This window comes from Pseudoduganella buxea (assembly GCF_009720835.1).
GTDB lineage: Bacteria > Pseudomonadota > Gammaproteobacteria > Burkholderiales > Burkholderiaceae_D > Rugamonas > Rugamonas buxea.
Genome location: NZ_WNKZ01000041.1, coordinates 1 through 21,718, shown reverse-complemented (window position 1 = coordinate 21,718; position 21,718 = coordinate 1). Strand labels below are relative to the sequence as shown.

Below are 21,718 nucleotides of genomic sequence, written 5' to 3'. Positions count from 1 at the left end.
CTCTCTGAAAGAACATCATGAAATTCCTGGACCACCTGGAAGAGTGGATCATTGCGACCCTGATGGGCGCTGCCACCCTCATTGTCTTCATGGCGGTGCTGCACCGCTACATGTCCGGCCTGCCCATCGGCTGGCTGCAGGACGAGCTTATCCAGATCAATACGAGCTGGGCGCAGGAGCTGTGCATCTACATGTTCGTGTGGATGGCCAAGTTCGGCGCGGCCTATGGCGTGCGCACCGGCATCCACGTCGGTGTCGACGTCGTCATCAACCGCCTGTCGACGCCATGGCGCAGCAAGTTCATCATCTTCGGCCTGCTGGCCGGTGCCGTGTTTACCGGCATCGTCGGCACCCTGGGCGCGACCTTTGTGTGGGAAATCGGCCACACCGAACAGACGTCGGCCGACCTGGAAATTCCCATGTGGTGGGTCTACCTGGCCGTGCCGCTGGGTTCCTACCTGATGTGCTTCCGCTTCCTGCAGGTGATGGTGCATTTCATCCGCACCGGCGACCTGCCGAAACATGACCACTCACACGTCGAAGGCCTGGACGAAGAAGTCCAAGGAGCGAAAGCATGAACGCGCTGATTATCTTTACCCTGCTGCTGGTGCTGATGTTGACCGGCATGCCCATTTCCATTTCGCTGGGCCTGACGGTCCTGACCTTCCTCTTCACGATGACCAATGTGCCGATCGAATCGGTGGCACTGAAGCTGTTCACGGGCATCGAGAAGTTCGAGATCATGGCCATCCCGTTCTTCATCCTGGCCGGTAACTTCCTGACGCACGGCGGCGTGGCGCGGCGCATGATCAACTTCGCCAGCTCCTGCGTGGGCCACTGGCACGGCGGCCTGGCGCTGGCCGGCGTGATGGCCTGCGCGCTGTTCGCGGCCGTCTCCGGCTCCAGCCCCGCCACCGTCGTGGCGATCGGCTCGATCATCCTGCCGGCCATGGTCAAGCAGGGCTATCCGAAACGCTTCGGCGCCGGTGTCATCACGACCTCGGGCGCGCTGGGCATCCTGATTCCGCCGTCGATCGTGATGGTGATGTATTCGGTGACCACCAATACCTCCGTCGGCGCCTTGTTCATGGCCGGCGTCGTGCCTGGCCTGATGCTGGCCTTCCTGCTGGGCCTGACGACGTGGGTACTGGCGAAGAAGCACAACTATCCGCGCATGCAGAAGGCCACGTGGGGCGAGCGCCTGGCCGCCTTCCGCAAGAGTGCTTGGGGCCTGTTGCTGATCGTGATCGTCATGGGCGGCATCTATTCCGGCATGTTTACGCCGACGGAAGCGGCGGCCATGGCGGCCGTGTATGCCTTTGTCATCGCCGTGTTCGTCTACAAGGACCTGAAGATCAAGCAGGTCGGCAAGGTGCTGCTGGACTCGGCCTCGATGTCGGCGATGCTGCTGTACATCATCACGAACGCCGTGCTGTTCTCGTTCCTGATGACCAGCGAGAACATTCCGCAGGACATGGCGGCATGGCTGACGGCCCAGGGCCTGGGGCCGATTGCCTTCCTGCTGGTGGTGAACATCATCCTGCTGGTCGCCGGCAACTTCATGGAACCGTCGTCGATCGTGCTGATCATGGCGCCGATCCTGTTCCCCGTCGCCGTGTCGCTGGGTATTAATCCGATTCACTTCGGCATCCTGATCGTCGTCAACATGGAAGTGGGCATGTGCCACCCACCCGTGGGCCTGAACCTGTATGTGGCATCCGGCATCACGAAGATGGGCATTTCCGAACTGACCGTGGCCGTCATGCCATGGCTGCTGACGATGCTGGGCTTCCTGATGCTGGTGACGTACGTGCCGGAGATTTCGCTGTGGCTGCCGCGCCTCGTGTACGGCTCGGTAGGCTGAGGGAATCAATTCCAAGGCACTTGGGGAACCGCTGATTTATTCATGGCGGCGATCTTAGCCTGAGAAAACGCGCCTAGCCGCGCCACGACTGCCCCGCCATACCCCGGTATGCCGGGGCAGTCGCATCTTGCTGGACACATTTTCAAGACCAATCTCATCCATCAGCAATAAATCAGCGCTTCCTTAGCATACTTTCCACGGCCGTTGCCACACTTGATTGTCACATGAGCCAAATTGTGTCTTGCTATAAAAAAACTGGAGAAAAACGGGGTGGGATCAGTTATGATTGCCTCGCTCTGGTTTGGTGCACGAATAAGGATATGCACCAAGGTAGCAACGAATACGCAAGTTAGTGGGGAGTGGTAAATAAGAAGGCTGCCGGAGACGGCGCGATAAAGCGAGGAGACACGCGGTTCAAGAATGTTGTTGGCATCACTGCTGCAGGCGGCCACAAGCTACGCCGCAGCGGGACCAAACAACCGGAACCGTGCCAAGGCACCAGTTAAAACGCACCCGAGGGTGCGTTTTTTTTATACCTGACGCACCCGAGGGTGCGTTTTTTTTATACTTGACGCACCCGAGGGTGCGTTTTTTTTCGCCGGTGGTGTAGCATCATCGCAACAGCAGCAAGGAGTCAATTGTGAATAAAATACAACAGCCCAGCGATCTCTTCGCCGCCATCGTCGCCACGCCCTTCGGCGCCCTCGGCATCCGCACGGGGGGCGCCGTCGTGACCGAACTGGTCTACCTGCCGGACAGCTTCGGCGAGAAGGCAGCCGAAGACCCGGTCGCCGAGCAGGCGGCAGGGCAGGTGCTGCGCTACTGCGACGATCCCGACTTCGCCTTCGACTTGCCGCTGGCCCAGGTGGGCAGCGAATTCCAGCGCAAGGTGTGGCAGGCCATCGGCGCCATTCCCCGCGGCGAAGTGCGCACCTATGGCGAAGTGGCCAAGTTCGTCGGCTCGATGCCGCGCGCCGTCGGCCAGGCCTGTGGCGCCAACTATTTTCCGCTGGTGGTGCCGTGCCACCGCGTCACGGGCGCGCAGGGGCTGGGCGGTTTCGCCGGCAGCGATGACCGTAACGGTTTCACCCTGAACGTCAAGCGCTGGCTGCTGGCGCACGAAGGACTGCGCGAATACGCATGGCAGCAGACAACGCTGATCTGATCGACCAGTTCTGCGACAGCCTGTGGCTGGAAGACGGCCTGTCGAAGAATTCCCTCGATGCCTACCGCCGCGACATGCGCCAGTTCGCCCGCTGGCTGGACGTGGCCCGTGCCGGTACTTCGCTGCTGGGCGTGACGAAAGCCGATATCGACGCTTACTTCGCCGCCCGCCACGACGACACCAAGGCCAGCTCGTCGAACCGGCGCCTGTCGGTACTCAAACGGTTCTATCAACTTTTCTTGCGCAAGGGCCGCATCCACGAGGACCCGTGCCTGAAGATCGGCTCGGCAAAGCAGCCGGCCCGCTTCGTGCATACCCTGTCGGAAGGGCAGGTGGAAGCGCTGCTGGCCTCCCCCGGCGACACCGAGCCGCTCGACATTCGCGACCGCACCATGCTGGAGCTGATGTATGCCAGCGGCCTGCGCGTGTCCGAGCTGGTGTCGCTGAAGATCACGGAAGTGGGCCTGAACGAAGGCGTGCTGCGCATCACGGGCAAGGGCAGCAAGACCCGTCTCGTGCCCTTCGGTGCCCAGGCTCGCCAGTGGATCGAACGCTACCTGCGCGGCGCGCGCGGCATCATCCTGAACGGCCAGCAGGACGATGCGCTGTTCGTCACGGCCCGCGGTGGCGCCATGACGCGGCAGATGTTCTGGGTCATCGTGAAGAAGCACGCCACGCGCGCCGGCATCACGGCGCCGCTGTCGCCGCACACCCTGCGCCATGCCTTCGCCACGCACCTGCTGAACCACGGCGCCGACCTGCGCGTGGTCCAGCTGCTGCTGGGCCATTCCGATATTTCGACGACGCAGATCTACACCCACGTGGCCCGGGAAAGGCTGAAGCAGCTGCATGCGGTGCATCATCCGCGCGGATAAAAATTCTGCGATGCTGGAGCTGCGGCATAATGACGGGAAAGGAGGCTAGCCATGGCAAAGACAAATTTCTCATACGAGAAGCGACAGCGGGAGCTGGAGAAGAAACGCAAGGCCGAAGAAAAGGCCCGGCGCAAGCAGGAAGCGAAGGATCGTCCGGCCGGAGAAGCGGGTTCGGATGAGGTAGCGGAAGACGCCGACGACGCTGACGAGGCGGATGAGGCGGCGGACGAAGGCAGCACGGCAGTAAAACAAGACTGAGAAACCGGGGACAGTCCCCTGTTCTGAAACAAGATTTCTTCAGAACAGGGGACTGTCCCCGGTTTTTTGCGTTCAGGCGGCGTTGACCAGCTCCGGCTTGCGCGGCGCTTCCGCTGCTTCGGGCGCATGGCCGAACCAGCGCTTGGCCCGTTTGCCCAGATTGTCCAGATACGTATAGGCCACCGGCACCACCACCAGGGTGAGCAGGGTCGACGTGATGACGCCGCCGATGACGGCGCGGCCCATCGGCGCCTGCGTCTCGCCCCCTTCGCCCATGCCGATGGCCATCGGCAGCATGCCGAAGATCATCGCCAGGGTCGTCATCAGGATGGGCCGCAGGCGCACCTGGCCCGCCGCCATGATGGCGTCGCGCTGCGACATGCCGCCCTGCTGGCCGTGGTTGGTGAAGTCCACCAGCAGGATGGCGTTCTTCGTCACGAGGCCCATCAGCATGATGACGCCGATGATGGAGAAGATGTTCAGGGTCGATCCCGTGATCAGCAGCGCCAGCAGCACGCCGATCAGCGACAGCGGCAGCGACATCATGATCGCCACCGGCTGCAGGAAGCTGCCGAACTGCGAGGCCAGCACCAGGTAGATGAAGACGACGGCGATGCCCAGTGCGATCATGGCGCTCGTCAGCGTCTCCTGCATCTGCTTGGCCTGGCCGCCCACGTCGAAGCGCACGCCGGCCGGCATCTCGATCGACTCCATCGCCTTCTTCACGTCCGCATCGACGTCGCCGCCCGGGCGGCCCTCGACGCCGGCCATCACGGCCACGCGGCGCATCAGTGCCTGGCGTTTCAATACCTGCGGGCTGAACGAAGGCACGAACTCCACCACCTGGCGCAGCGGCACCATCAGCGGACGGCCGTCGGGACCGGGCTTGCTGGACGCCAGCGACAGGTCGGCCAGGTCCGCCACGCGCTGGCGGCCCGACTTCGGCAGCTGCACGTTGACGTCGTAGTTCTGGCCGTCCGGTGCCAGCCAGTAGCTGACCGTCTCGCCGGCCACGAACGGCCGCAGCGCCGCGCCGATCTGCTGCGTCGACAGGCCCAGGTCGCTGGCCAGCTCGTTGTTGATGCGGATCGACGTGGACGGGTTGGCGCCTTCCTGGCTGTATTCCAGGTCGGCCACGCCCTTGATGGTGCGCATCCTGGCCATCAGCTGCTGCGCCACCTTGTCCAGCTTCGCTTCATCCGTGCCGAGGATGGCGATGAAGATGGGCTTCTGGCCCACCGACGGCGTGATGCCGGGGATCGATGCGAGGCGCGCCCGAATGGCCTTTTCCAGCTCCTGCTGCGAGCGGCGGTGGGTCTTGTGCACGTCCGTCAGCTTGACGTTCACATACGAGATGTGTCGGCCTTCGGCCGCGCCGATATTGCCGAACACCGTGTCGACCTCGGGGAACTCCTTCAGCGCCGCTTCCACCTGCGCCACCTTGCTGGCGTTGTATTCCAGGCTCGAACCCACCGGCACCTTGAACTGCATGTTGATCCAGCCGCGGTCCGTCTCCGGGAACATCTCGCCGCCGATCATCGGCACCAGCATCAGGCTGCCCACGAACACCGCTACCGTGGCGGCCAGGGTCACCTTGCGCCAGTTCAGCGCCAGCGCCAGCACCTTGCCGTACCAGGCGTGCACGTGTTCGATGCCGTGCTCGATGCGCTCCATCAGGCGGCCCAGCCACGGCAGGTACTTGAAGCGGTCCTGCACCGGGTCGTGCCATACCGAGGACAGCATCGGATCGAGCGTGAAGCTGACGAACAGCGACACCAGCACCGCGACAGTCACGGTAATGCCGAACTGCAGGAAGAAGCGGCCGATGATGCCGTCCATGAAGGCCACGGGAATGAACACGGCGACGATGGCGAAGGTGGTGGCCATCACGGCCACGCCGATCTCGTTGGTGCCGTCTTCGGCCGCCTTGCGGTGGCCCTTGCCGAAGCCCAGGTGGCGCACGATGTTCTCGCGCACGACGATGGCGTCGTCGATCAGCAGGCCAATGCACAGCGACAGCGCCATCAGGGTCAGGAAGTTCAACGTGAAGCCGAACGCCTTCATGGCGATGAAGCTGGCCAGCACGGAGATCGGCAGGGTCAGGCCCGTGATGATGGTCGAGCGCCACGAGTGCAGGAAGAAGAACACGATGACCATCGTCAGGATGGCGCCTTCGACGATGGTGCGCTTGACGTTATTGAGCTGGCTCTGCACGCGGTCCGATTCGGCGTCGACGATCTTCAGGGCCACGCCGGCCGGCAGGGACTTCTGCAGGTCCGCCACGACGGCCTTGATGCCTTCGCCCACTTCCACCACGTTCGAGTCCTGCACCTTGGTCGCTTCGAGCGAGATGCCGCGCTGGCCGTTGATGCGCGCCAGCGAGCGTTCCTCGGCCTCGCCGTCGACGACGTCGGCCACCTGTTCCAGGTAGACCGGGCCGTTGGCGCGGCGCGCCACGATGATCTTGTTGAATTCGCGCGGGTCCTTCAGCTTGCCCTCGACCCGCACCAGGCGGTCGTTTCCCTCGCGGGTGATATTGCCGGCCGGGAGATTGGCATTGGTGTCTCGGATCGCCTGCATCACTTCATTGACGCCCACGCCTTGCGCCGTCATCTCGCCCGGTTTCAGGCTGATGAGGATCTCGCGCTTGGCCGTGCCGTAGGTGCGTACCTGGCCGACGCCCGCGACGCCCTGGATGCGCTTGACGATGACCTGGTCCGCCAGGGTGGAGAGCTCGCGGATGGCCATCGTGTCGGACGTCAGGGTCATGTTGACGATGGGCTGGGCGTTGTCGCCTTCCTCGCGCACGATGAACGGGTCCTTGGCTTCCTTGGGGAAGCGGGGGCGCACCAGGCCGACCTTGTCGCGCACGTCCTGCATGGCCTTGTCCATGTCGGTGGACAGCTCGAACTCCAGGTAGATGCCGGATTTGCCCTCCCACGAGTTGGCGCGCAAGGTGCGCACGCCGCGCACGGTGTTGACGATATCCTCGATGGGGCGGGTGATGTCGGTTTCCACCGCCTCCGGCGAGGCGCCCGGATACTGCACCTCGATGGCGACGAAGGGAATCTCCACGTTCGGCATGCTCTCCACGCCCAGGCCCCGGTACGAGGCCAGGCCCAGCACCATCAGGCCGATCATCACCATCGTCGCGAAGACGGGCTGGCGGATACTGATTTTCGTGATCCACATGGCTTACCCCTGCGGTGGCTTGACGGCCGGCTTGGCGCCGCCGGCGGTCGTCAGCGCGTTCGCCGCGGGCAGCTTGACGCTGGCGCCGGGCTTGACGCCATCGAGCCGGGAGACGATCACGTGCTCGCCCTGGTCCAGCCCGGCCGTGACGGCGGCCATGCCTTCGTCCTCGTTGCGCAGGCCCAGGGTGACAGGCTGCTCGACGATCTTGCCGTCCTTGACCTTGTAGACCACGTCCGGCCCCGTCTCGACGCCGTGGGCCTTGCGCAGCGCCGTCATCGGCACCTGCGGCAGGGCGGCGGTGCGTTCGGTGACGATGCTGCCCTTGGCGAACATGCCGCCGCGCAGGGCGCCGTCGCCGTTCGGCACGGCCACGTAGACCAGCATCGCGCGCGAGCCGGCTTCCGTGGTGGGATTGATGCGCGCGACCTTGCCGGCAAAGGCGCGGCCGGCGAAACCGTCGACCCGGAAGGCCACCTCCTGGCCCACCTTGATGCGGGGGATGTCGGACGTGGGCACCTGCGCTTCCAGGGTCAGTTCGTCCAGGCTGACGATGGTGTAGACCGGCATGTCGGGCGACACCTTCTCGCCCGCCTGCACGTGGCGCTTGCTGACGATGCCGCCCATCGGCGCGCGGATCGTGCTGTCGGCCAGCGCGATGCGGGCCAGCTCCACCTGGGCCGACGCCGCCTTGACACTGGCCTGGGCCAGATCCACCGCGTTGGCGTTGGTGTCGTAGGCCGTCTGCGAGATGTACTTCTGGCTCAAGAGGGCGCGGCTGTTGTTCTCGTTCTTGCGCGCCATCGACAGGCGCGCCTGCGCTTCGTCCAGCATGGCCTGCTGCTGCGTCATGCGCGCGCGCAGGTCGGCCTGGTCGATGCGCGCCAGTACCTGCCCGGCCGCCACGGCCATGCCTTCGCGCAGGCTCGATTCTTCCACCACGCCGGACACCTTCGACTTGACGGTGGCCTGGCTCACGGGCATCAATGACCCAGACAGCGGCAGCTGCACGGCCAGCGGGCGTGCCGCGACGGCGGCGACGTCGGTGGCGGCCAGCTCGAACACGGTGGGCTTCTCGGCCTTCGGTGCGGCGGCGGCGGGCGCGGCCTGCGGACGCAGCATCGTATAGGCGCCGCCGGCCAGGGCCAGCGCGAGCACCGTCATGGCGGGGAGGCGCCAGCGGCGGCGGGCGGGACGGGGCAGGGGGTCAAGTGTCATTGGTTTTCTCGAAGGGGTTGGCCGCTGCCGGCGGGAGATGTCGATGCTGGCACTGTATGAAATTGCAAGGGCGGTGCCCACCGGAATGCGATGAAGCGGGTTTTGGCGGGCCTGAACTGCGAGCCGGGGCGGACGAACGGTCGCTGGGCCATTCGGCCGGACGTCTGCCGCGTGCGACGCGAGATCGTTGTTGTGCGGCAAAAAATACTTACATAGGGCATGAGGCGGCTCCCATGTTTGCGGCACCGCAAGCGCGGCAGGAAAGGGGCGCCCAGAATGTCCGGATGACCCAGGAAACCTTCTATCCCTTCGCCCCGCGCGAGCACCCGGCCCACGCGGCGCTCGACCTGATCACCCGGCTGATCGGCGCCGTCGACCAGACGCCGCTGGTGGCCGTCTGCAGTGTGGACCGCGACGGCATCGTGCGCTTCTGCAACCGCGCCTGCGCCGACCTGTGCGGACTGCCTTTGGCGCAGGTGCTGGGCCGCCCAATGAGGGAACTGCTGTCGCGCGTCGAGCGGGAGGAAGAGCATGAAGCCTTGATGGCGGACGCGTGGCGCACGGGCCGCCTGGTGCCGCCGGGCGACTGGAAGGTGCGCACGTCGGACGGGCGCGAACGGTGGACGTATTCGACCAAGGTGCCGATCTTCCACAACGGCGAGTTGAACCAGATCTTCTGCATGGATGTCGACGTCACGGCCCGCAAGCACGAGGAAACGGCCCTGCACGACGCCGGCGCCAACTTCCGCCAGATGTTCGTCAAGTCCGGCGACGCCATCCTGCTGGTGCGCGATGGCCTGATCGCCGAAGCCAATCCGGCCGCGCGGCAGCTGTTCAAGTGCAGCGGGCCGCAATGCCTGGAAGGGCGGCGCCTGCGCGACTTCTCGCCGCTGCAGCAGCCTGGCGGCGTGCTGTCCGAGCCGGCCGAGCGGCAGCTGGCGCAGCAGGCCTATGTGCAGGGTAACTGCCGCTACGACTGGCGCTACCTCGATTGCCAGGGCAACCTGTTCTGGGCCGAGGTGCTGATGACGTCGATCACCCTGGATCACGAATACCTGTTCTATGTCGTCGTGCGCGACATCTCGGCGCGCAAGAACGCCGAGCGCACGCTGTACCTGGCCGCCCAGGTGTTCGAGAACAGCCGTGACGCCATCCTGCTGACGGACAGCCAGCGCCAGATCATCTCGATCAACCAGGCCTATGCCGACATCACGGGCTACAGCAACGAGGACATGCTGGGTAAGCCGCTGACGGTGTACCGCTCCGACGTCGAGGACGAACCGGTGTTTCGCGATGTGTGGAACCAGATCGACGCGACGGATCACTGGCAGGGCGAAGTCTGGTCGCGCCGCAAGAGCGGCGAGTTGTTCCCCGCCTGGCTGGCGCTGACGGCCATCCGCGACACGCACGACCAGGTCAGCAACTACATGGCCATCCTGTCGGACATCACGGAGCGCAAGCGCAGCGAGGAGCAGACCCGCCACATGGCCGAGCATGACTTCCTGACGGACCTGCCCAACCGCGTGCTGCTGCTGGACCGGCTCTCGCTGGCGCTGTCGGCGGCGCGGCGCAAGCAGAGCATGCTGGCCATCCTGTTCCTCGACCTGGACCGCTTCAAGCCGATCAACGACACCCTGGGCCACCAGGTGGGCGACCTGCTGCTCAAGGAAGTGGCGACGCGGCTGCTCAAGTGCGTGCGCAAGGTCGATACCGTCAGCCGCCAGGGTGGCGACGAATTCGTCATCATCCTGGCCGACATCGGCGGCATCGACCATGCGGCCCACGTGGCGGCCGCCGTGCGCCAGGCCATCGGCCAGCCCTACCGCATCGGCGAGCACGAGCTGCATATCTCGACGTCGATCGGCGTGGCCATCTATCCCAGCGACGGCGACGATATCGACACCTTGATCAAGAACGCCGACATCGCCATGTACCACGCCAAGGAAGGCGGCCGCGACAACTTCCAGTTCTTCAGCGCCGAGATGAACGAGCGCATCGTCGAGCGCACCACGTTCGAGAACGGCCTGCGCCGCGCCCTCGACGAGCAGCAGTTCGAGCTGGCCTTCGAACCGGAACTGGATATCCGCAGCGGCGCGCTGGTGGGCGCCGAGGCGCTGATCCGCTGGCGCCATCCGGAACTGGGCCTGCTGCTGCCGGAACGCTTCCTCGACGTGGCCGAGCAGGCCGGCCTGATGGTCCCGATCGGCAATTGGGTGATGCACGAAGCCTGCCGCCACGCGCGCCAGTGGCACGACGAAGGCCACAGAGTGATGGTGGCCGTGAACCTGTCGCTGGCCCAGTTCCAGCAGCGCGACCTGCTGGACAATGTGCGCGCGGCCCTGTGCGAATCAGGCCTGCCGGCGCGCTACCTGGAGCTGGAACTGACGGAGAGCATCCTCATGAAAGGCGGCGCCGGCGTGGCCGACACCTTGCGCGCGCTGCGCGAACTGGGCGTGAGCCTGTCGCTGGACGATTTCGGCACGGGCTACTCGCGCCTGGGCCAGTTGAAGGACTTCCCCATCGACAAGCTGAAGATCGCCCAGGCGTTCATGATGAAAGGCGGCGACACCACCGTCATCCGCACCATCATCGCGATGGCGCGCAGCATGGAAATGACGGTGATCGCCGAAGGCGTCGAGACGGCCGAGCAACTGGAATTCCTGCGCGGGCAGGGCTGCGACCAGTACCAGGGCCACTACGCTGCCTCGACGGCCCGCGCCAGCGGCCTGGCCGGCGTGCTGCACTGAAGAGGCGCGTTCAGTACAGCCCGAGGCGCACCAGTACCTGGCCGTGATCCGACGCTTCCGGCCGCGCCGTGCCCAGGTGCTCGTTGAAGTAGCTGACGTCGAGCACCTCGCCGATTGCGCGGGGCGACACCCCGTTGAACTCCTCCGAGACCAGCACGTGATCGATGGTCGAATAATGACCTTCGTGCACGGTGGTGTAGTTCACGCCCGCGTCGCGCGGCCCCGCGGGGCGTTCCTCGTGCCGGCTGCGGCGGATGCGGTTGCTGTCGAACAGGCGGCCGCGCCGTTCCTCGGCCGCGCCGGCGCCCAGGTTGCCGGTGCTGCCATAGGTGCCTCCATTGCCCAGCACGATGGTGGTCGTCACGGCATCGGCCGTGTCGTTGAAGTCGCCCAGCACGATGCAGGGGCGGCGCGTGCCGCGCATCATCTTCGACAGCAGCACCCGCAGCGCCACCGCTTCCGTGCCGCGCCACACGAGCGAACGCAGGCTGGCCATGGCGTACTGCAGCGGGTCCTCGCCGTTGTCGCCGCCCCGGTAGTCGGGCCGGCGCGATTTCAGGTGCACGACGAAGACGTCGGCGATGCGCTCGCCCGGCAGCACCACTTGCACGTGCAGGGGCGCGCGCGCGAAGCGGTCCGAATCGGGGCTGCCCGAATCGCAGGGCACGTCGGCGGGGAAGTTGGCATACATGGCCGGCGGCGCCGCCAGCGGCAGGCGCGAGACCAGCGCCACGTTCGGCGTCAGGCGCGTGGCGTTCGGGTCCGGGTCGAAGCCGGCGTGCAGCGCGTCGCGGTAGTTGCGGGTGCGGGCCAGCACGTCGCGCAGGGCTGCCTGCGAGAAGATCTCCTGGAAGCCGATGACATCGGCGTCGAGTTCGTCGATTTGCCGTGCGATCCACGTGGCCTTGGCGTCGTATTCTTCCGGGCTCAGGGGCGCGAGGTTGTCGTACAATTTCGCGCCCGGCGGCGCCAGGTTGCAGACATTGAAGGTGGCAAAACGAATTTCCTGCATAATTACGGACTCCTCTCGAAAGACCCCGGACACCGCGGCGTGCATATGAATATGCATACCGTGCAGGCGTGCGGGACTCCCTTTTCATTACGGTTAGCGTATCACGGCATGGCAAAGAAAGAGCACATTTCAGAAACCCCTGCGACGGCCCTGCTGCGCAAGCAGAAGGTGGCCTTTTCCGAACATCCCTACGACTACGAGGAGCACGGCGGCACGTCGGTCTCCTCGCGCGCGCTGGGTGTCGACGAGCACCACGTGGTCAAGACCTTGGTGATGCAGGACGAAGCGGCCAAACCATTGATTGTGCTGATGCACGGCGATTGCAAGGTCTCGACGAAGAACCTGGCCCGCAATATCGGCTGCAAGTCGGTCGAGCCGTGCAAGCCGGAGGTGGCGCAGCGCCATTCCGGCTACATGGTGGGCGGCACGTCGCCGTTCGGCACGAAAAAGGTTCTGCCCGTGTATGTCGAGGAATCGATCCTGGCGCTGGAAACCATTTATATCAATGGCGGCCGGCGCGGCTTCCTCGTCGGCATCCGGCCGCAGGTGCTGGTCGACGTGCTGGGCGCGAAGGCGGTGAACTGCGCGCTGGCCGATTGATGGGCCGTGCTGTATAGTCGGCCGCCGGCCCGGCGCGGCCGGGTAAAACAATAATGAGGAATTTGGGGAAATGACTACTCTTCTGTTGACGATTGCCGCCTACCTGATCGGCTCCATCTCTTTCGCCGTCGTGGTCAGCAAGGCCTATGGCCTGGACGACCCGCGCACCTACGGCTCCGGCAACCCCGGCGCCACCAACGTGCTGCGCAGCGGCAGCAAGGGCGCCGCCATCTGGACCCTGGTGGGCGACGCCTTCAAGGGCTGGCTGGCCGTCTGGCTGACCATCCATTTCGCCGGCCGCCTTGGCGCGGACGACACCACCATCGCCCTGGTGGCGCTGGCCGTCTTCCTGGGTCACCTGTGGCCCGTGTTCTTCCGCTTCGTCGGCGGCAAGGGCGTGGCCACCGCGCTGGGCGTGCTGCTGGCACTGAACGTCTGGCTCGGCCTGGCGACCCTGGTGACGTGGCTGGTGGTGGCCTATGCCTTCCGCTACTCGTCGCTGGCGGCCCTGATCGCCTCGCTGTTCGCGCCCTTCTACTACGGCCTGCTGTTCGGCATCGAGCCGCAGTTCTTCGCCGTGCTCGTGATGAGCGGCCTCCTGATCTGGCGCCACGCCAGCAATATCGGCAAGCTGATCGCCGGCAAGGAAAGCCGCATCGGCAGCAAAGGCAAGGCCAAGGCCGAGGCTGCGCGCAGGAAGTAGGCGCCCTGGAATAAGACTTGCAATCCGCGCAGCCATCCACATCATGCATGGATGGCTGCCGCCGGCGGCCCTGAACCTTGAAAGGCCGCCATGGCAACTCCCATCCGCATCGACTTCGTTTCCGACGTTTCCTGCCCCTGGTGCGTGATCGGCCTGCGCGCGCTGGAAACGGCGCTCGAGCGCATCGGCCCCGACCTCGCGCCCGAATTCCACTTCCAGCCCTTCGAGCTGAACCCGAACATGCCCCGCGAAGGGCAGGACATCACGGAACACATCGCCGAGAAATACGGCGCCACCCCGGACCAGCAGGAACAGTCCCGCGCCATGATCCGCCAGCGCGGCGCCGACGTGGGCTTCACCTTCGCAATGGACAAGCGCAGCCGCATCTACAACACCTTCGACGCCCACCGCCTGCTGCACTGGGCCGAGGACACGGGCCGCCAGAAGGAACTGAAGCACGCCCTGTTCGAAGCCTACTTCACCAACGGCGAGGACCCCAGCGCCCACGACACGCTGCTGCGCGCGGCCGAGAAGGCCGGCCTGGACCTGGCCGCCGCCCAGGCCGTGCTGGAGTCGGACCAGTTCGCCGACGAAGTACGCACCCTGGAGGGCTTCTGGCACCAGCAGGGCATCAACTCCGTGCCCGCCGTCATCATCAACCAGCGCCACCTGATCTCCGGCGGCCAGCCCGCCGAGCTGTTCGAGCAGGCCCTGCGGCAGATCGCCGCCGAGCAATAAGGGCGGGCAGGGCTCGCATTCCCGGTCCTCCCGGCCCCGCCCATTTGCGCTAAACTCCCCGCAAACCCACAGCTCCCGGAGAATGCAATGCCCAAAGCAGTCTGGAACGGCGCCGTCATCGCCGAAGCGGCCGACAACGAAGTCGAGATCGTCGAACACAACGTCTACTTCCCCCTCGAGCGCGTCAAGCCGGAATACCTGCAGGACAGCAGCCACACCACCATGTGCCCTTGGAAGGGCGTGGCGAGCTATTACGACGTGGCCGTCGACGGCAAGGTCAACAAGAACGCCGCCTGGTACTACCCGACCCCCTCCGAGGCCGCCAAGGCCATCAAGGGCCGGGTGGCGTTCTGGCATGGGGTGGAAGTGAGCCTGTAGGCGCCCCGGCCCTGCTCATCCGCCGTCAAAACCCCACCGCCGCCCCCCAGACCCCGCCACACCGGTGCTCCGCCTCGAAGGTGGCGAGCGCCTTGACGCCGCCGCCCGAGGCCACGTCCAGGCCCAGCACCCGCTCCGGGCCCGTGAACGGCGGCCACGGGGCGGGCACGTCCGCGCCCGTGTTCGGGTCGCCCGTGCGGGCGAAATTGCTCCAGTAACGCGTCATGGCCGCCTGCAACTGGCGCTGCTCGTCGTTGGCCAGTTCGTTCAGGCGGTACAGGTATTGCAGGTCGTACGAGTGGGCCGCGCCCTGTGGAAAGCTGAGCGTGTACTTGCCGTTCGCCATGCCGACGGATGGGGTGGCCGTCTGGTCGCGGAATTCGTACATCCATGCCCGCGTGCCTTGCGCGGCAATGCGCTGGGTCGTGCGCAGGGCGGGGCAGGCGAAGCCCACGTCCGTCGCCAGGGCCGACACGGCCAGGCTGGGCTGCAAGGCGGGATTGGCGCCGTAGTTCGCCAGCGGATAGTGGGTCGTGACGAGCGCGGTCACGTCCACGCCGGTGCCCGCCGTCAGGGCTGCCACGGTCGGGGCATAGCCGGCCGGTGGCAAGGCGAAGCTGGTGTTGGCCGGGTCGAGGTTGGGCGGCGAGGCCGCTGCGCGGCGCCCGGCCTCGTTGATGGCGATGTACAGCGCGTATTCGTCCTGGTTGCTGCCGATGACGACGGGCACCTTGTTGTTGCCGCCAGCGGCGAAGCTGGCCTTGACGGACGTGGGCAGCACCTTGCCGTCCACCGACGGCACCATGATCGGCAGCGCCGCATTGATGGCGCTGGCCAGGTGGGTGCGCACCACCGCGTCGGGCAGGCTGCGCAGGCAGGCGGCCGTGACGGCGCCCGGGGCGCAGCCGACCCCGGCGATGCCTGCCGCCTGCGCCGCGCGCAGGGCATTGTCGACGACGGTGCTGCTGACGGCGGCCATCTGCGCGGCCGGCAACTGGCGGTCGTTGCCGTAGTTGCCGCTCTGGACGATGGCACGGTGGAACAGGCCTGTCGAGCCGGGCGCCGCCAGGTGGGCCATCACGGAAAAGCCGCCGGCCGATTCGCCGAACAGGGTGACGTTGTCGCGGTCGCCGGCGAAGCGGCCGATGTTCTCCCGCACCCAGCGCAGCGCGGCCTGCTGGTCCATGATGCCGTAGTTGCCGGCGGCGCCGTCCTTGGCCAGGGCGGGGTGGGCCAAAAAGCCCATGGCGCCCAGCCGGTAAGCCACGTTGACGACGATGACGCCGTTGGCCACCAGCGGCGACGGGTCGGCATACGGCGCCGTGCCGCCCGTGTTGAAGGCGCCGCCGTGCAGGTTGACCATGACGGGGAAGGGCCCCGGCCCCTGCGGCACGTGCACGTCCACGTAGAGGCAGTCCTCGCTGTCGCCGGCCAGGCGAAACGGGCTGGCGCTGGTCTGCAGGCAGGGCGGGGCCGAAGCCTTCCGGTCCAGCGGTGTCGTCCACGGCTGGGGTGGGGCGGGCGCCATCCAGCGCCGTTCGCCCACCGGCGGGGCGGCGAACGGGATGGCGAAATAGCTGCGCATGCCGGCCCGGTCGACGGCGCGCACTTCGCCGGCCGCCGTCAGTGCCACGTCCGGCCCCTGTGCGGGAAACTCGCGCGGGCCGGAACTGCCGCCGCAGCCGGCCAGCACCAGGGCAACCCCGGCCACCGGCAACACCTTGTTCCATGAGATGTTCGTCACCGCGCCTCCTCCTTGTTGGTCTCAGGCACCGTCTGGGCGGTGCCCGGCCGGGCAGCCCCAGCGGCTATCCAGTGTAAGCCGATCATGCCGTGCTCGCTACGTTTGTGGAACTGGGTAAGCTCACAGGATACAAGTGATGGATACGGACATGAGCGTTGACTTTGGCAAGCTGATCCTCGACGAGATGCCGGATGCCGTCATCGTCACCGCGCTGGACGGTACGGTCCTGTACTGGAGCGCGGGTGCCGAAGTGGTGTTCGGCTACAGCGCGGCCGAAAGCCTCGGCCGCACCCTGGGCGAGCTGATCGTGCCGCCCAACACGGACAACCCGGAACGCGCCGTCATCTTCGACACGCTGGCGAACGGTCATGCCAACTACGAGTCGCTGCGCCGCACGAAGGACGGCACGCTGACCTATATCGACAGTTCCAGCAAGGCCGTGCGCGGCAAGGACGGCAAGGCCGAGTACATCCTGTGGACCAAGAAGGACGTGACGCCGCTGCGCGTGACGCGTGACGCGGCCCTCGTCGGCGCCCGCTTCGGCACCCTGCTGGCCTCGATGCCGGACGCCATTATCATGGCCAATGCCTCCGGCCGCATCGTGCTGGCCAACCCCCAGGCGGACGACCTGTTCGGCTACCCCCACGGCGCGCTGCGGGGCCAGTTGCTGGAAGTGCTGATGCCGGCGTCGCACCGGCGCGCCCACGTCGAGCAGCGCGTCAACTATGCGCTGGCGCCGTCGCAGCGACCGATGGGCATCGGCCGTGAGCTGTACGGCCTGCGCCAGAACGGCGAGGAGTTTCCCGTCGAGATCAGCCTGTCGCCCATCGCCACGGAGGAGGGCACCCTGGTGATGAGCGCGATCCGGGATATCACCGAGCGCAAGCGCATCGAGCTGGCCCTGCAGCAGAAGAACGTGGAACTGGCCGAAGCGGGCCTGGCGAAAGACCGATTCCTGTCGAGCATGTCGCACGAGCTGCGCACGCCCTTGAACGCCATCATCGGCTTCACGGGTACCTTGCTGATGCAGTTGCCCGGGCCCCTGAACGAGGAGCAGCTGCGCCAGCTGCGCACGGTCAAGTCCAGTGCCCGCCACCTGCTGTCCCTGATCAATGATATCCTCGACATCACGAAGATCGTTTCCAGCACGCTGGAAGTGAACAAGGCGCTGCTGGACTGCCACCGCCTCGTGCGCGACGTGGCGGCCATGTTCACGCCGCTGGCCCAGCAGAAGGGCCTGGACCTGCGCCTGCCGCAATGCGAGGACGACCTCACCGTCTGCACGGACGAGCGCGCCGTGCAGCAGATCCTCATCAACCTGATGAACAACGCACTGAAGTTCACGGAGGCGGGCGAAGTACGCGTCGATATCCGCGTGGAAGGTCAGCCCGACAGCGGCGAGGTCGTCATCGACGTGGCCGACACGGGCATCGGCATCCAAAGCGACAAGCTGGGCCTGCTGTTCAAGCCCTTCACGCAGATCGACCAGGGCACCACCCGCCAGTTCGAGGGCACGGGCCTGGGCCTGCATTTGTCGGAACGGCTGGCCGCTGTCATCGGTGCCCGCATCACGGTGCGCAGCCAGTTCGGCAGCGGCAGCGTGTTCACGTTGCGCCTGCCGTATGCGCTGCACGAGTGCGGCCTGCCGTGATGCCGCTTCTGACGCCGCTTGGTCGCGTCAGGCCGGCCCGGCCAGCTCCAGCGTGACGGTGAAGGTGCTGCCCTTGCCGGCCCCGTCGCTGCGGGCACTGACCGTTCCACCGTGCATGGTGACGATATTGCGCACCAGCGCCAGGCCGATGCCCAGGCCGCCCTGGGCCCGGTCGGGCGAACGTTCCCCTTGCGTGAACAGCTCGAACACGTGGGGCAGCAGGGCGCCGTCCAGGCCGACGCCGTTGTCGGCCACGTCGACGACGACCGTGCCGGCCTGGCGTGCCACCGACAGCGTGATGCGCCCGCCACGCGGGGTGTACTTGGCGGCATTGTTGAGCAGGTTGACGAAGACCTGCACCAGCCGATTGTAGTCGCCCAGCACCTGGGCGCCCGATACGGCGCCGTCCACGGCCAGGGCATGGCCGCGCGCGTCGATGACGGGCAGCGACTGTTCGACGGCGCTGGCGACGACGGCCATCACGTCGACCCGTTCGCGGTCCAGCTCGATCAGGCCGCGCGTGACGCGCGACACGTCGAGCAGGTCGTCCACCAGCGACGTCATGTGCCGCACCTGCCGGCTGATGACGTCGCTCGCCCGGCGTACCCGTTCCTCGCTGGCCCCGCCCAGGCGCAGCATGTCCGCCGCTGACGAGATCGGTGCCAGCGGGTTGCGCAGCTCGTGCGCCAGCATGGCCAGGAACTCGTCCTTGCGGCGGTCCTGCTCCTGCAGGGAGCCGTACAGGCGTGCGTTCTCGAAGCCGTTCGCCGCCAGCGAGGCCAGTTGCATCAGAATGGATTCGTCCTCGGCCGTGAATTCCCCGTCGGCCTTGTCCGAGGCCTGGATCAGGCCGATATTGCGGCCGGTCCGGTCGACCAGCGGCACGGCCAGCCAGCCCCGCATCGGCGGGTGATTTCCGGCGTGGTCGCCGAAGCCCTTCCAGGCCGGATGCGCCGTCAGCTCTTCCTGCGTCAGCCGCATCACCCCGTTGGTACGGCACACCTCGGCATAAATACCGGTGCCGTTCGTGCCGGCCGCAAAGTCCTGGTAGCTCGCGTACTTGTCCGACAGCGACACGGCATTGATCGCCTGCACCCGGCTCTCGCCCTCGGTCAGCGACACGACGGCCTGGTGCACCTGCAGGATGTCGCGTACCTCGACCACCAGGGCCTCGGCGATTTCCTTGCTCGACAGCGCCGTATGCAGGCTGCGCGAAGCCCGCGCCACCTTGGCCAGCAGGGCCGAATTGCGCTTCTCCCGCTCCAGGCGCTGGGCCAGTTCCGTCTCGGCCGTCACCTGGTCGTGGATATCGGTATTGGCGCCGATCCACTCGCGCACGCCGCCCTGCGCGTCCGGAATCGGCAGCCCTTTCACGGCCACCCAGCGGTACTGCCCGTCCGCGCGGCGCAGGCGATAGCGGGTTTCGAACACGGACTGGGTGGCCACGCAGGCCTTCCATAATGCGAGCGAGCCGGCGCGGTCGTCCGGGTGCAGCGCGTCGAGCCAGCCGAATTCGCGCCATTCCTCGTACGTTTGACCCGTGAAGGCGCGCCAGGACGGCGAATCCTCCAGCACGCGTCCGTCGGGCGTATTGGTCCAGACGATCTGCGACGTCGCCATCACAAGCGAGCGGAAGCGTTCCTCGCGGATGCGCAGCGCCATCTCGGCCTCGATCCGCTCGGTAATGTCCTCGTGCATCAGCATCACCTCGAGCACGGCGCCGCCGGCATCCTTGATGGGGTGGGCGCGCGCCGTCACCCAGCGCGCCGGTCCGGCGCTGCCCAGCACGGCCACGTCGTAGCGGATGGCCGGAATCTCGACGGACTCGCCGCCAAACGCCCGTTCCAGGTGCGGCTTGATGCCCCCGGCGATGACTTGCGGGTCCGTCAGCACGTTGTAGTGCGCGCTGAGTACATGCGCCTTCAGCGCCGTGCCTTCATGGATCTGCCACAGGTTCTCCCAGGCCCGGTTGACGCGCAGGGTACGTCCGTTTGCCGCCAGGATCTGGATGCTGACAGGCGCTTGCTCGAACAGCGCCTGGAAACGGGTTTCGGAACTCGCGCGGTCGGCGAGGCTGGTGGAGTCAATCATGGAGGCAGGCAAGAACTGTTCAAAAGCTGGCAACGGCAGCGGCCAGGCATGATGTCACAGTTCGGGGCGCGCTGCCTCACTATTGTCGGGTCCGGCAGTCGGGCCCCCGGGTCAGAAACCCATCTTCAGCCCGGCCCGCACCCCGTCGGCATTGGTGGCGTTGCCCCATTTTTTCGTGGCGTTGCCATGACGGCCAACGTTCGCATCGATGACCGCCTTGTCGCTGAGCTGGTAGCGCGCCCCCACGCCGGTGTACAAGCCCGTGGCGCTTTCCTTCGCGCCCCCTTCGTTGCGGCCGCCGTGGGCGACGCCCAGCTTGCCGTAGGCCTGCAGCTTGTCGGTCATGGGGACGGTATATTTTGCCGCCACGTGGGTGGCGAAGCCGCGCGTGAACAGGGCGCCGGAGGTTTCTTCGGGCCGGTCGCCGTCGACCCGGTGGAAGCCCCGGTCGTACAGGTCCACATAGCCCATCTCCAGCGCCAGCGTGGGCGACAGCTCGAAGCCGCCCAGCAGCCGGGGATCGGTGCGGAAGGCGCCGTCGAAGGATTTACTGTTGGCATTGGCCGCCTCGTTACCGCCATAGGCGCGGGGATAGGGCTGGAAGCTGCCGTTGAAGGGATCGGACCGGGCCGACAGCTGCGCCGTGGCGGGCGCCGGCCCGGTGGACTGCGCCTGGGCGAGTCCGGCAAGGGCAAGGGCTGCTGCAACGGCAAGGCGCGATTTCATGCTTCCTCCTGGACGCGGTAAGGTCACCGCCGCATATGTTATCCCCTAGGCATCGTGGGTGCACTACCGGAAGCACATTCTTACCAGCGCCAGCGGCCGCGCCCCTTTCGGGTACCATGCCGCATGGACAATATTACCCACACTTTCGTCGGCCTCGGTGTCGGCGAACTGGTGCAGCGCTCGCTGCCGGCGGAAGCGGACGAAGCGCGCCAGCGCACGCGCCACCGTCTGCTGCTGACGGCGTGCGCGGCGGCCAGCAATTTCCCCGACCTCGACCTGTTCCTGACAAACCTGCTGCCGGCGCCGCTGGGCTACCTGCTGCACCACCGGGGCCACACACACACCCTGCTGCTTGCCTTGCCGCAGGCGCTGTTGCTGCTGGCGTTGCTGTGGCTGCTGTGGCCGAACGCGCGGCGCCTGCTGCGCGCCAGCGCGCCGGCCCGCCTCGGCCTGGGGCTGGCCATCGTGCTGGGCTTTGGCCTGCACCTGTCGATGGATTTCCTCAACTCCTATGGCATCCACCCGTTCTACCCCTTCGATCCCCGCTGGTTCTATGGCGACCTGATCTTCATTGTCGAACCCGTGTTCTGGGTCGCGTTCGGCGTGCCCCTGGCGCTGGCGATACCGCAGCGCGTGCTGCGCGGGGTGGCGCTGGCGGCGCTGGCCGCCTTCCTGTGCGGCGCCACGTGGCGCGGCTACCTGGACTGGGGCTCGCTGGCCGCACTGCTGCTGGCCGGCGGCGCCATTGCCGCCGTG

18 protein-coding genes are annotated in these 21,718 nt (G+C 66.3%); 12 read left to right on the top strand and 6 right to left on the bottom strand.

Annotated elements, in window-relative coordinates; translation table 11 throughout:
* Positions 1-17: 17 nt before the first annotated feature.
* The 5 genes from GM672_RS14990 (at position 18) to GM672_RS14970 (ending at position 4,162) form a co-directional block, all read left to right on the top strand.
* Positions 18-578: a TRAP transporter small permease gene (locus GM672_RS14990; RefSeq protein WP_155471341.1), complete on the top strand. Its 561-nt coding sequence runs from the start codon at positions 18-20 to the stop codon at positions 576-578.
* Complete coding sequence (locus GM672_RS14985; protein ID WP_155471340.1) at positions 575-1,864, top strand: TRAP transporter large permease; 1,290 nt, start codon at positions 575-577, stop codon at positions 1,862-1,864. The genes GM672_RS14990 and GM672_RS14985 overlap by 4 nt, the downstream gene beginning before the upstream one ends.
* A gap of 640 nt (positions 1,865-2,504) precedes the next feature.
* Positions 2,505-3,029 carry a methylated-DNA--[protein]-cysteine S-methyltransferase gene (locus GM672_RS14980; protein ID WP_188915998.1) on the top strand — a complete coding sequence of 175 codons (525 nt, stop codon included), beginning with the start codon at positions 2,505-2,507 and terminating at the stop codon, positions 3,027-3,029.
* Positions 3,005-3,904: a site-specific tyrosine recombinase XerD gene (gene xerD / locus GM672_RS14975; RefSeq protein WP_155471339.1), complete on the top strand. Its 900-nt coding sequence runs from the start codon at positions 3,005-3,007 to the stop codon at positions 3,902-3,904. The genes GM672_RS14980 and xerD overlap by 25 nt, the downstream gene beginning before the upstream one ends.
* Before the next feature lie 51 nt (positions 3,905-3,955).
* Entirely contained in the window at positions 3,956-4,162 is a 207-nt protein-coding gene (locus GM672_RS14970) for a hypothetical protein (RefSeq protein ID WP_155471338.1), read from the top strand.
* Between the two features lie 72 nt (positions 4,163-4,234).
* On the opposite strand, the gene GM672_RS14965 is transcribed toward GM672_RS14970, so the two are convergent.
* Positions 4,235-7,354: an efflux RND transporter permease subunit gene (locus GM672_RS14965; protein ID WP_155471337.1), complete on the bottom strand. Its 3,120-nt coding sequence runs from the start codon at positions 7,352-7,354 to the stop codon at positions 4,235-4,237.
* Positions 7,355-7,357: 3 nt separating this feature from the next.
* Positions 7,358-8,572, bottom strand: a complete 1,215-nt coding sequence (locus GM672_RS14960; protein ID WP_155471336.1) for an efflux RND transporter periplasmic adaptor subunit — start codon at positions 8,570-8,572, stop codon at positions 7,358-7,360.
* A 284-nt stretch (positions 8,573-8,856) separates the two neighbouring features.
* On the opposite strand from GM672_RS14960, the gene GM672_RS14955 reads away from it, so the two are divergent.
* Positions 8,857-11,319 (top strand): sensor domain-containing protein, encoded by a 2,463-nt coding sequence (locus GM672_RS14955; protein ID WP_155471335.1) that lies wholly within the window; start codon positions 8,857-8,859, stop codon positions 11,317-11,319.
* A gap of 10 nt (positions 11,320-11,329) precedes the next feature.
* Here the strand turns inward: GM672_RS14955 and GM672_RS14950 are convergent, their stop codons facing one another.
* The gene (locus tag GM672_RS14950; protein WP_170300080.1) at positions 11,330-12,334 is read right to left on the bottom strand and encodes an endonuclease/exonuclease/phosphatase family protein; all 1,005 of its coding nucleotides are present in this window, start codon (positions 12,332-12,334) and stop codon (positions 11,330-11,332) included.
* 105 nt (positions 12,335-12,439) lie between these two features.
* Between GM672_RS14950 and ybaK the strand changes: the two genes are divergently transcribed.
* The 4 genes from ybaK (at position 12,440) to GM672_RS14930 (ending at position 14,750) form a co-directional block, all read left to right on the top strand.
* Entirely contained in the window at positions 12,440-12,931 is a 492-nt protein-coding gene (gene ybaK, locus GM672_RS14945; protein WP_155471333.1) for a Cys-tRNA(Pro) deacylase, read from the top strand.
* A gap of 70 nt (positions 12,932-13,001) precedes the next feature.
* Positions 13,002-13,634: a glycerol-3-phosphate 1-O-acyltransferase PlsY gene (plsY, locus tag GM672_RS14940; RefSeq protein ID WP_155471332.1), complete on the top strand. Its 633-nt coding sequence runs from the start codon at positions 13,002-13,004 to the stop codon at positions 13,632-13,634.
* Between the two features lie 90 nt (positions 13,635-13,724).
* The gene (locus GM672_RS14935; RefSeq protein ID WP_155471331.1) at positions 13,725-14,372 is read left to right on the top strand and encodes a DsbA family oxidoreductase; all 648 of its coding nucleotides are present in this window, start codon (positions 13,725-13,727) and stop codon (positions 14,370-14,372) included.
* An 87-nt stretch (positions 14,373-14,459) separates the two neighbouring features.
* Positions 14,460-14,750 carry a DUF427 domain-containing protein gene (locus GM672_RS14930; protein ID WP_155471330.1) on the top strand — a complete coding sequence of 97 codons (291 nt, stop codon included), beginning with the start codon at positions 14,460-14,462 and terminating at the stop codon, positions 14,748-14,750.
* A 25-nt stretch (positions 14,751-14,775) separates the two neighbouring features.
* Here the strand turns inward: GM672_RS14930 and GM672_RS14925 are convergent, their stop codons facing one another.
* Positions 14,776-16,494 carry a carboxylesterase/lipase family protein gene (locus GM672_RS14925; RefSeq protein WP_155471329.1) on the bottom strand — a complete coding sequence of 573 codons (1,719 nt, stop codon included), beginning with the start codon at positions 16,492-16,494 and terminating at the stop codon, positions 14,776-14,778.
* A 148-nt stretch (positions 16,495-16,642) separates the two neighbouring features.
* Here GM672_RS14925 and GM672_RS14920 point away from each other — a divergent pair, with 148 nt between their 5' ends.
* On the top strand, positions 16,643-18,145 hold the full coding sequence (locus tag GM672_RS14920; protein ID WP_155471328.1) for a PAS domain-containing sensor histidine kinase: 1,503 nt from the start codon (positions 16,643-16,645) through the stop codon (positions 18,143-18,145).
* A gap of 27 nt (positions 18,146-18,172) precedes the next feature.
* Here the strand turns inward: GM672_RS14920 and GM672_RS14915 are convergent, their stop codons facing one another.
* Both GM672_RS14915 and GM672_RS14910 read right to left on the bottom strand, forming a co-directional pair.
* Positions 18,173-20,236, bottom strand: coding sequence for a PAS domain-containing sensor histidine kinase (locus GM672_RS14915; RefSeq protein WP_155471327.1), 2,064 nt, complete (start codon positions 20,234-20,236; stop codon positions 18,173-18,175).
* A gap of 111 nt (positions 20,237-20,347) precedes the next feature.
* Positions 20,348-20,962 carry a putative outer membrane beta-barrel protein gene (locus tag GM672_RS14910; protein ID WP_155471326.1) on the bottom strand — a complete coding sequence of 205 codons (615 nt, stop codon included), beginning with the start codon at positions 20,960-20,962 and terminating at the stop codon, positions 20,348-20,350.
* 123 nt (positions 20,963-21,085) lie between these two features.
* On the opposite strand from GM672_RS14910, the gene GM672_RS14905 reads away from it, so the two are divergent.
* Positions 21,086-21,718 (top strand): metal-dependent hydrolase (locus GM672_RS14905; protein WP_170300078.1); only part of this gene is annotated, 633 nt, incomplete at its 3' end.

Coding starts and splice junctions, on each gene's coding strand:
- GM672_RS14990 (WP_155471341.1), top strand. CDS start 18: ATGAAATTCCTGGACCACCTGGAAGAGTGGATCATTGCGACCCTGATG.
- GM672_RS14985 (WP_155471340.1), top strand. CDS start 575: ATGAACGCGCTGATTATCTTTACCCTGCTGCTGGTGCTGATGTTGACC.
- xerD (WP_155471339.1), top strand. CDS start 3,005: ATGGCAGCAGACAACGCTGATCTGATCGACCAGTTCTGCGACAGCCTG.
- GM672_RS14970 (WP_155471338.1), top strand. CDS start 3,956: ATGGCAAAGACAAATTTCTCATACGAGAAGCGACAGCGGGAGCTGGAG.
- GM672_RS14965 (WP_155471337.1), bottom strand. CDS start 7,354: ATGTGGATCACGAAAATCAGTATCCGCCAGCCCGTCTTCGCGACGATG.
- GM672_RS14960 (WP_155471336.1), bottom strand. CDS start 8,572: ATGACACTTGACCCCCTGCCCCGTCCCGCCCGCCGCCGCTGGCGCCTC.
- GM672_RS14955 (WP_155471335.1), top strand. CDS start 8,857: ATGACCCAGGAAACCTTCTATCCCTTCGCCCCGCGCGAGCACCCGGCC.
- ybaK (WP_155471333.1), top strand. CDS start 12,440: ATGGCAAAGAAAGAGCACATTTCAGAAACCCCTGCGACGGCCCTGCTG.
- plsY (WP_155471332.1), top strand. CDS start 13,002: ATGACTACTCTTCTGTTGACGATTGCCGCCTACCTGATCGGCTCCATC.
- GM672_RS14935 (WP_155471331.1), top strand. CDS start 13,725: ATGGCAACTCCCATCCGCATCGACTTCGTTTCCGACGTTTCCTGCCCC.
- GM672_RS14930 (WP_155471330.1), top strand. CDS start 14,460: ATGCCCAAAGCAGTCTGGAACGGCGCCGTCATCGCCGAAGCGGCCGAC.
- GM672_RS14920 (WP_155471328.1), top strand. CDS start 16,643: ATGAGCGTTGACTTTGGCAAGCTGATCCTCGACGAGATGCCGGATGCC.
- GM672_RS14915 (WP_155471327.1), bottom strand. CDS start 20,236: ATGATTGACTCCACCAGCCTCGCCGACCGCGCGAGTTCCGAAACCCGT.
- GM672_RS14910 (WP_155471326.1), bottom strand. CDS start 20,962: ATGAAATCGCGCCTTGCCGTTGCAGCAGCCCTTGCCCTTGCCGGACTC.